At 72.9% G+C, this 8580-nt stretch carries 9 protein-coding genes and 1 pseudogene; 7 read left to right on the plus strand and 3 right to left on the minus strand.

Annotated elements, in window-relative coordinates:
* Positions 1-60: 60 nt before the first annotated feature.
* A complete protein-coding gene (locus ACRYR8_RS13325; protein ID WP_432485059.1) occupies positions 61-789 on the minus strand; it encodes an ABC transporter ATP-binding protein in 729 nt (242 codons plus the stop codon).
* A gap of 172 nt (positions 790-961) precedes the next feature.
* Here ACRYR8_RS13325 and ACRYR8_RS13330 point away from each other — a divergent pair, with 172 nt between their 5' ends.
* From ACRYR8_RS13330 to ACRYR8_RS13340, 3 genes and pseudogenes are all read left to right on the plus strand, one after another.
* Positions 962-1780, plus strand: coding sequence for an Rv1486c family protein (locus tag ACRYR8_RS13330; protein ID WP_432485045.1), 819 nt, complete (start codon positions 962-964; stop codon positions 1778-1780).
* A gap of 225 nt (positions 1781-2005) precedes the next feature.
* A pseudogene (locus ACRYR8_RS13335) lies at positions 2006-2260 on the plus strand (putative immunity protein); the annotation flags it as partial.
* Positions 2261-2547: 287 nt separating this feature from the next.
* A complete protein-coding gene (locus ACRYR8_RS13340) occupies positions 2548-3417 on the plus strand; it encodes an AraC family transcriptional regulator (RefSeq protein ID WP_432485047.1) in 870 nt (289 codons plus the stop codon).
* A 113-nt stretch (positions 3418-3530) separates the two neighbouring features.
* On the opposite strand, the gene ACRYR8_RS13345 is transcribed toward ACRYR8_RS13340, so the two are convergent.
* Entirely contained in the window at positions 3531-4880 is a 1350-nt protein-coding gene (locus ACRYR8_RS13345) for an IS110 family RNA-guided transposase (RefSeq protein ID WP_432485049.1), read from the minus strand.
* Positions 4881-5053: 173 nt separating this feature from the next.
* On the opposite strand from ACRYR8_RS13345, the gene ACRYR8_RS13350 reads away from it, so the two are divergent.
* Positions 5054-5908, plus strand: a complete 855-nt coding sequence (locus ACRYR8_RS13350) for an RCC1 domain-containing protein (RefSeq protein WP_432485060.1) — start codon at positions 5054-5056, stop codon at positions 5906-5908.
* A 118-nt stretch (positions 5909-6026) separates the two neighbouring features.
* On the opposite strand, the gene ACRYR8_RS13355 is transcribed toward ACRYR8_RS13350, so the two are convergent.
* Positions 6027-6401 carry a VOC family protein gene (locus ACRYR8_RS13355; protein WP_432485050.1) on the minus strand — a complete coding sequence of 125 codons (375 nt, stop codon included), beginning with the start codon at positions 6399-6401 and terminating at the stop codon, positions 6027-6029.
* Positions 6402-7024: 623 nt separating this feature from the next.
* Here ACRYR8_RS13355 and ACRYR8_RS13360 point away from each other — a divergent pair.
* The 3 genes from ACRYR8_RS13360 to ACRYR8_RS13370 form a co-directional block, all read left to right on the plus strand.
* Positions 7025-7426 (plus strand): hypothetical protein, encoded by a 402-nt coding sequence (locus tag ACRYR8_RS13360; RefSeq protein ID WP_432485051.1) that lies wholly within the window; start codon positions 7025-7027, stop codon positions 7424-7426.
* A 180-nt stretch (positions 7427-7606) separates the two neighbouring features.
* Entirely contained in the window at positions 7607-8155 is a 549-nt protein-coding gene (locus tag ACRYR8_RS13365) for an RNA polymerase sigma factor (protein ID WP_432485052.1), read from the plus strand.
* Positions 8152-8580: hypothetical protein (locus ACRYR8_RS13370; RefSeq protein WP_432485053.1), on the plus strand; the 429-nt coding region annotated here is incomplete at its 3' end. The genes ACRYR8_RS13365 and ACRYR8_RS13370, both read left to right, overlap by 4 nt.

Genomic DNA, 8580 nt, shown 5'->3' on the forward strand with positions numbered 1-8580 from the left:
CGGTCCGCGAGCCCGTCCCCGCGCCCGGCGCAGGCCCGGTGCCGCTCAGACGGCGCGCGGTCAGACGGCGCGCGCGGTCAGACGGCCGCCGCGGCGCTCCAGCGACAGCGGCAGGCCGAAGGTCTGCGACAGCGGCGCGGAGGTCAGGACCTCCTCGGCCGGCCCCGCGGCGACCACGCGACCGGCCCGCAGCAGCAGGGCGTGGGTGGTGCCCACCGGGATCTCCTCGACGTGGTGGGTGACCATCACCGTGGTGGGGGCGGCGGGGTCGGCGGCCAGGGCGGTCAGGCGCCGCAGCAGGTCCTCGCGCCCACCCAGGTCCAGCCCGCCGGCCGGCTCGTCCAGCAGCAGCAGCTCGGGGTCGGTCATGAGGGCGCGGGCGATCTGCACGCGCTTGCGCTCGCCGTCGCTGAGGGTGGCGAAGGCCCGGGCGGCCAGGTGCACCACGCCCAGCAGGTCCAGCAGCTGCAGCGCGCGGTCCTCGTCGTCGGGGTCGTAGGCCTCCTGCCAGCGCCCGGTGACGCCGTAGGCGGCCGTGAGCACGACGTCCTGGACGCGCTCGCGGCCGGGCACCGAGCGGGCGAGCGCCGTGCTGGCCAGGCCGATGCGCGGGCGCAGCTCGAAGACGTCGACGCGCCCGAGGGTCTCCCCCAGCACCCGCACGGCGCCGCTGGTGGGGTGCAGGCGGGCGGCGGCCACCGACAAGAGCGTGGACTTGCCGGCGCCGTTGGGGCCCAGCACCACCCAGCGCTCGCCCTCCCGCACCCGCAGGTCCACGGCGTCCAGCATCACGCTCGTGCCGCGCCGCACGGTCACGGCGGACAGCCCCAGCACCTCGTCGGCGGGCACGTCGGCGGAGGCGTCGGCGGCGGTGTTCCCGGCGGTAGGCACGGGGGAACCCTAACGAGGGTGCGGTGGTGGGCCGGTGGGGGGTGCCCGGCGCCGTCGTAGGCTGCGGCACGTGCTGGACCTGCCCCGATCCGCGCGGCTGGCGGCCTGGGGCACCGGTGTGCTGACCGGTGCCGCGGGCCTGGACGCCGCGGTCGCCGCGGTGGTGCGCGACGACGAACCGCACGCGGTGCGCTGGGCCGCCGACGCCCCCGGTCCTCGGACCGGGCCCCCCCGGTCCGAGGACCTGGCCGGGCTGCTGGCCGCGCTGGCCGCGGCCGGGTGCGGTCCGCTGCTGCTGGCGCTGCCGGTACCCGGCGACCCCGGCGCGCTGCCGGGGCCGGCGGCGGTGAACGTCGCGGCGCTGGAGGCCGGGGAGTGCGTGCTGGCCGAGGTGCCCGGCGGCCCCGCGCGCTGGGCGCTGGTGCCGGAGGTGACGGACTTCGGCTCGGTGTGGGAGCCGGGGGCGATGGTGACGTGGTCGGTGCTGGGCGCGGCGCCGCGACGGGCTCCGGAGAGTTCCAGCGTCGCCGACTCCGAGCGGGAGCTGCGCCTGGCGCTGGCCACGGCCACGCGGGCGCTGGCGTCGCTGGACGTGGCCCGCTGGCGCGAGGACGCCGCCGACCGCATCACCGCCGTGCGCGACGGCGGTCTGGCCCGCGACGCCCTGCCTCCGGGCACCGCGCCGCGCGCGGCGAGGGTGCTGCAGACGGCCGCGCGGGTGCTCGCCATCGTGGAGCTGGCCGCCGAGGACGACGGCGCGGCCGTCACCAGCTTCGAGGCCACCTCGCGCGCGCAGGCGCTGCGCGAGGTGGCGCAGGTGGCGCGGCGGGCGGTGGTCGCGGCGGTCAACGCGCACGCGGAGCCGGTGCGCCCCCCGCGCTCGTCCTGAGGGTGGTCGTCGGGCGGGCCCTCCGGCCCGCTGCGCACGTCGGCACCACCGGCGGCGATCGGGTCCGCACCGCCGTCGGGTGCGCCGGGGCGGTGAGCGGTCGTGACGCGGCTGCGCGCGTCCTGCTCGGGGACCGCTGCTGCGCTGGACCGCGACGTCCAGGTCCTGCGGGTCTCACCGCGCGGCCGGCACGGTCGTCCTCGTCCACCGGGAGGCGGGGCCGCGGTGGTCCTGCCCCGGGTCCGTGACCACCGCACGGTGACCGTCCGCCGAGGCGGCACGCTGAGCGACGAGCACCACCGACTGCTCGCCCCGTGGGCCGCCGAGCGCGCCGAGCACGTCCTCGACCGCTTCGAGCACGAGCAGCCGCACGACCCGCGACCACGAGAGGCGACCGCAGCCGCCCGCGCGTGGGCGCGAGGGGAGGTGCCGATGGTGCGGGCACGCGCGGCCGGTGGACGCGCGGTGGGCGCGGCCCGGGGTGCGGGGCCGTCGGTGGGCCGGATCACCGGGTGAGCCCAGGTGGTGACGGCTCTGGACGGCGCTCGCTCGCGGCGGTTGCTCCACCTCGCGCACCCGCACCGTGCGCGGTGGTGCCGGGCTGCGCCGTGGACGGGCCGCACGAGGAGTCGCCCGGGGCACCGACCGCGTCCGACCGCGTCCGGTCGCAGCCGACCGCGTCCGGTCGCAGCCGATCGCAGCCGATCGGCAACGATCGGGTGCGGGTGAGCTGCACCGGGCCACAGTGGACACCGGGAGGAGGCCCGGTGATCTCGATGCTCAACCAGCTCGTCGACCTGGTCGAGGAGCACCTCACCGACGAGATCGACGTCGGCGCGTGGGCCAGGGCGCTCGGCACGACCGAGCACCACCTGCGCCGGGTGTTCTCCTCGCTGGCCGGGATGCCGCTGTCGGAGTACGTGCGCCGCCGGCGCATGACCCTCGCCGCGACCGACGTCGTCAGCGGCCGCGAGGACCTGCTGAGCATCGCCGTGCGCTACGGGTACGGCTCGAGCGAGGCCTTCGGCCGTGCGTTCCGCTCGGTGCACGGCACCGGTCCAGCGCACGCGCGCCGCGAGGGCGGCCCCTTGCGCGCACAACCACACCTGAAGTTCCACCTGACCGTGGAAGGGAGCGCCCCCATGCACGTCCGCATCCTCGACCACCCGGCGTTCCGGCTCGCGGGCCACGCGGCTCGCGTGCCGTTGACCCGCTCCGGCGTGAACCCGCACATCGCCGAGCACGTCGCCTCCGTCCCGGAGGCGGAGCACCGGCGGCTGAAGGCGCTGAGCGAGATGGAACCTGCCGGTCTCCTCGCGGTCAGCGACGACCTCGATCCCGACCGCGCCGAGGGCAGCGAGCTGACCCACCTGCACGCAGTCGCGCTCCGCCGCGACACGCCCGTGCCCGAGGGGCTGGACGGCGTCGAGGTGCCGGCCGGCGCGTGGGCGGTCTTCCGCAGCGCCGGGCCCCACCCCGCGACCTTGCAGCAGACCTGGGCCGCCACCGCGACGCAGTGGTTCCCCTCCAACCCCTGGCGCCTGCGGCCTGGGCCGGAGATCGTCGCGGTGCTCGAACGCAGCGAGGACTTCAGTGTCGCGACGTGCGAGTTGTGGCTCCCGGTGGAGGCGGGCTGAGGTCCGCGATCGGCCTCAATGTCGAGAGGAGCTCGCCCCGCCGGCAGGTGACGCAGGACGCCTGGAGCTGACCTCCGGCGATGCTCGAGTGAGCCTTGTGGTGCTTCAGCCGCTCATGCCGCGACCTGCTGAGCTCGGCGCCGCATCCCGTGGGTGGCGACCTCGGCGCCCCATGGCCGGCCGGTGACGATGACGGCGTGCAGCTGACGCAGCAGCGCCGCGGCGACTGCCGCCTGGGCCTGGGTGGGCTTGAGGCGGTTGTGCTCCCGGTGCGTCAGATGCTCGTAGCGGGCGGCGTGGACAGGATTGTGCTGCACCGTCGCCCAGACCCCGCGCCAAGCCGCCAACCGCAGCCCAGGCCGCCCCTGCCCAGTCACCTTCGTGCGCCCCACGAACGTCCCCGAGGAGCGTTCTCGGGGCGCCAGCCCGGCGTGCTTGACCAACGCCCGCGCCGAGGTGAACCGGCGCGGATCACCGGTCTCGGCCAGGATCGCTGCCACCGCGATCGCGCTCAGGCCCGGGATCGAGCCAGCCAGGTCCTTCACGCCCAGGTCTTCCAGCACCGCGGTCATCCGTTCTTCGACGTCGACGCGTCGGCGGCGGGCGTGGAAGAAGTCATCCAGGACGAACCCGACCCGTTCCAACGCGCCCGGCCGATGCGTCAGCACTCCCGCCTCATCGTCGAGGGCAGCGAAGAGGTTGCCGGTGATGCGCAGCGTCGGCTTTTCCGCGCCCCAACGGATCACCTCCTTGCGGACGAGCTTTTCCAACCGGGCCAGGCCCAACCGCTTGGTCCGGGCGAAGTCCGCGCCGTCACGTTCGAGGATGACCTGCATCGTCGCCATCCAGGTCCTGGACCGGAACGGGTAGTTCGCCGCCTCCAGCGACATCGGCCACACGCACTCCAGCAGATCCCGCATCTGCTGGACATGAGCGGTCAGCTTGGTCAGCAGCCGTTCGCGGCAAGCACCGAGGTGACGCAGCCGTCCCCACGTCTCATCCACCACCTCGGGGACGTAGCAGCGCAGCTGCGCAGCCAGGCGGGCGATGACCACCGCGTCCTTCTCGTCGGTCTTGTCCGTGGTCAGGTCCTCCCCACGCCTGGCCCAGGCGGAGATCAGCGGCTGCACGCAGACGAACGCCATGCCGCGTTGCTCGGCGAGCTGGCCCAGGATCCGCCAGCGGTGACCGATCGGCTCGCACGCCACGGTGACGCCCGCGAACCCGGCCCTGGCGGCCTTGGCCGCGGCCCAGTCCAGCGCAAGGCCCAGGTCCCACGCGCGGACGCGGAAGGTCTTGCGGGCCAGGACGCGGGAGTCGTGATCACAGACCACGACCATCTGCTTGGCATCGGCCAGGTCGATGCCGACGATCGCGGAGGTGACCGGAACGAGCTCGCGCAGCCGCCCCAGGCGGGCGTTGCGGCTCTTGTCACCACGAGAGATCTGGCTAGCCTTGTTCACGACGTCCTCCTTCTGCGCATGGGACCCCAAGCCCGCTGAGCGCACCAGGAGGACGTCTTCGCGACCAGTCCCTGCAGTCCTCGATCAGCCCTGATCCGACGCGCAGAACGAATCACTATGTCGAAGAGCGAGCGTGGCGCCGTGTAGGGGCGTCAGGGGGACGTGCCAGGGTGATGCACGTGAGCACTTCTGTCGTTGCCGCGGGCCGCCGGCACTCGCTGGGGGTTCGTTGGGACGGCACTGTCTTGTGCGCCGGCGAGGGCGCGGCGGGTGAGTGCCTTGTCGAGGAGTGGGCCGACATCGTTGGCGTAGCCGCAGGCAACGTGCACTCGGCGTCGAACACCGGACGATCTCACAGCGTCGGTCTCCGCGCGGACGGCACGGTGCTGGCGACGGGCTGGAACGCTGACGGTCAGTGCGACGTGGCTGCGTGGGGTGGGGTGACAGGCATCGCCGCTGGTTGGCGCCGGACTCTGGGGATTCTCAAGGACGGCGCAGTGCTGGCCGTCGGGCGGCAGCGGGAGGGCGCGTGCGACGTCAGTCAGTGGCGGGAGGTTGTCAGCTTGACGTGCGGCGACTGGCATTCCGTGGCGGCTAGGGCCGATGGCACGGTGGTCGCCGCCGGGAACGATCGTCGGGGGCAGTGCGCGGTCGAGAGCTGGCGCAGCGTCACCGCTGTCGCAGCCGGCTACCTGCACACGCTCGCTCTCACCGACAGCGGACGTGTCCTCGCGGCCGGCGATCGTTCGACAGGCGCCTGCGATGTCGATACCTGGACGGACGTCGTGAGCGTCGCGGCCGGTAGTTATCACAGCGTCGGGGTCACGACAGGTGGTCGAGTGGTCGCGGCAGGCGGCAACAACCGCGGTCAGTGCGAGGTCGCTAGGTGGCGCCAGGTCATCGCGGTGGCGGCCGGATCCGTTCACACCCTTGGACTACGTGCCGACGGCACGGTTGTAGCGACTGGCGACGACGAGCATCACCAGTGCGACGTCGCCGACTGGACCTCGATCCGAAGCCTTCGCTGAGCCAAGGGCTGAGCATCTGGTCATCCCGCGATCCGCGCCATGACGGCCACTTGATGATCTTGATCTCATGTCGATGACCAAGCGTTTTCATGATCGTCGAACATCTTGTTGTCCGGCCTCAGACGTAGGGACGGGTCAGCAGTTCGATCCCGTGCCCTGCGGGGTCCATGACGTAGACGCCACGGCCGCCGTGCTCGGTGTTCCACCGGCCGGGCTGTTGCCGTTGAGGATCGGCCCAGTGCTCGACGCCGCGCTCGACGAGCTTGGCGTAAGCGCGGTCGAAGTGCTCATCGTCCAGGAGGAAGGCGTAGTGCTGCATCTGAACGTCCACCGGCGGCTCGGCGAACTGCAGCAGGACGCCCGCCCCGATCAGCAGGTTCGTGAAGGGCCCCCAGACCGGAGCGTCTTGGGCTTCGAGGAGGTCGCGGTACCAGGCAGCCGATTGCTCACGGTCGAGGCTGGCGATGATCGTGTGGTTGAACGAGGCGGTCACGGGCGCTCCTGTGCGTGGATGAGGTGCACGGGAGCAACGGACCGGTGCGAGATGCACCGAACGACGAGCCCCCGGGCGGCGGGGAACCGGCCGGGTCATCGCCTGGCCGGGAGGTGCTCCTCCTTCGTCTCGCCCATCGGGGGCTCGAGAGCAGGCTACCCAGTACACGCCTCCTCACGTCAAGGAGCAGCTGCACCCATCGGAACCGCTGCGTTCACGAGGGTGCGGATGCTGATAACAAGGTGCACCTGGTCGTACACGCCTGAGACAGGCTCCTCACGCGGTCGCGAGCGGCCGACGCGACGGCGCGGTCGTGGTCGAGCGGGAGCGTGGCGGTCTCTTCGACCACCCGGCGCCTTCAACAACCAACCACCCGCCAGGATGCCGACCCCGGCGCAGACGTCCACGACGTGAGCAACGCCCTTCTACAGCTCGGAGACGACCTCGCGGTCATCCCGCCGTCCGCGCGATCGTGAGCGGCCGGCGACGCCCGCACATGGCGATGTCCGTCTGACCGTCTTCGCCTCCTCGCCTCCTCGCGGCCTCGCTCGGCTGGCAGGATGCTCAGATCAGCGACCTTGGGAGGGTCCATGCGCCACAGCCGACGGCGCTACGCCGCACTCGTGCTCGCTGCCGCAGCCTTCCTGTCGATCTCGGCCTGCTCCAACGGCCTTGACCCCGCCGACCCTGCCGCCATCGCGATGCGGGCTGCTGACGACCCCACAGCCATCGCAAGACTGGCCGAGGATGCCCCGGCTCCGCAGGCCGCGATCCTCAAGGACGGCCAGGTGAGCGATGCCGAGTACGAGCAGGCCGTCACCGCAGACCGCGACTGCGTCAGCATCGCTGGTTACGAGCCCTCGGAACTGAGGTGGAACGACGGGCAACTGGGCTTCGAGGTCAGCGCCAACTACGAAGGTGAGGCCGATCCCGAGGCCGCCGACGAGGCCTTCCTCGCGGCGGTGGACCAGTGCTGGAAGGAGCACAGCAAGCTGGTAGGGACGGTCTGGTCAGCCCGGAAGTGAGGCCGCCTACACCGCTGCTCACGACTTCACGGTCATCCCGCGGACAGAGCGCGGTCCGGGGCGGCCCGGCGACTTCACGGACTTGTCGAGAGGCGGTAGATCGCTCGCGCTGCGGATCAGTCAGCGCAGTCCGCGCATCGGCGGTGTAACACTGCGGGTCGTGCTGGACAGGTAAGGGGTGTGAGAGCACTGCAGCCCGACCGGGAGACGCGCTTCCGGGCGTTGTACGTCCAGGCGTACCCGGACGTCCTGCGCTTCGCGGCGCGCCGCGCACACCTCTCCCACGCCGAGGACGTCGCCGCCGACGCCTTCCTCGTGGCCTGGCGGCGCATCGACGAGGTCCCTGCACGGCACGAGGATGCGCGGGCGTGGCTGTTCGGCATCACCCGCCACTGCCTGCTCAACGCCGGCCGTGGGGGCGAACGGCGCCAAGCCTTGAGCGTGCGCTTGGCCGCGCTGACCCGGGCGGGCGAGCCGACCCACGACGGGGAGGCCGACTTCGTCGCCCAGCGCGTGGATGTGGCCGCGGCCTGGCGGCAGTTGAGCGCCACCGAGCAGGAGGCACTGGCGCTGCACCTCTTCGACGACCTGACCTCGCCCCAGGCCGCCCGGGTCTTGGGCATCAGCGCCGCCTCTTACCGCCTGCGGCTGCTGCGCGCCCGCCGGGCCCTGCGCCAGTACCTCGAGCACCCCGCACCCACCCGCGTGCAGTTGGAGAACCAGCCGTGAGCACACCCCGCGAGCCCCGCCGAGACCTCCACCGCGACCGTGACCTCGACGCCGTGCTGCGCTCCCTCGACGCCGCCGGCCCCGCCTCGAGCACCCTGAGCACCGCGCAGCGCCAGCGCGCCCACCACACGCTGGAGGCCATCGTGGCCAGCCCACCGCTTCCTTCGTCGTCGCCCGCAGCGGGCTCGTCACGGGCTCGAGCAGTAGGCGCCTCTTCGCGACCCCCGCGGCCGAGGTCGCGCTCCCGCCGTCTGCTCCTGCTCGGCGCGGCCGTCGCCGCCGGTGTCGTCAGCGTCAACGTGTTCGACGGCGGGAGCGGCGAGCGGATGGCTTTCGCGTCCTGGACCCCCACCCCCACCCCCTTGAGCGAGCAGGAGGTCGAGCTGATCGGGCCGACCTGCCGGGACAAGCTCCAGGGAGGGTCC

Origin of the sequence: Kineococcus esterisolvens, from assembly GCF_050871405.1 — a bacterium.
GTDB lineage: Bacteria > Actinomycetota > Actinomycetes > Actinomycetales > Kineococcaceae > Kineococcus.

Excerpts from the sequence above, each read along its gene's own strand:
- ACRYR8_RS13325 (WP_432485059.1), bottom strand. The coding sequence starts at position 789 with ATGCTGGACGCCGTGGACCTGCGGGTGCGGGAGGGCGAGCGCTGGGTG.
- ACRYR8_RS13350 (WP_432485060.1), top strand. The coding sequence starts at position 5,054 with ATGCACGTGAGCACTTCTGTCGTTGCCGCGGGCCGCCGGCACTCGCTG.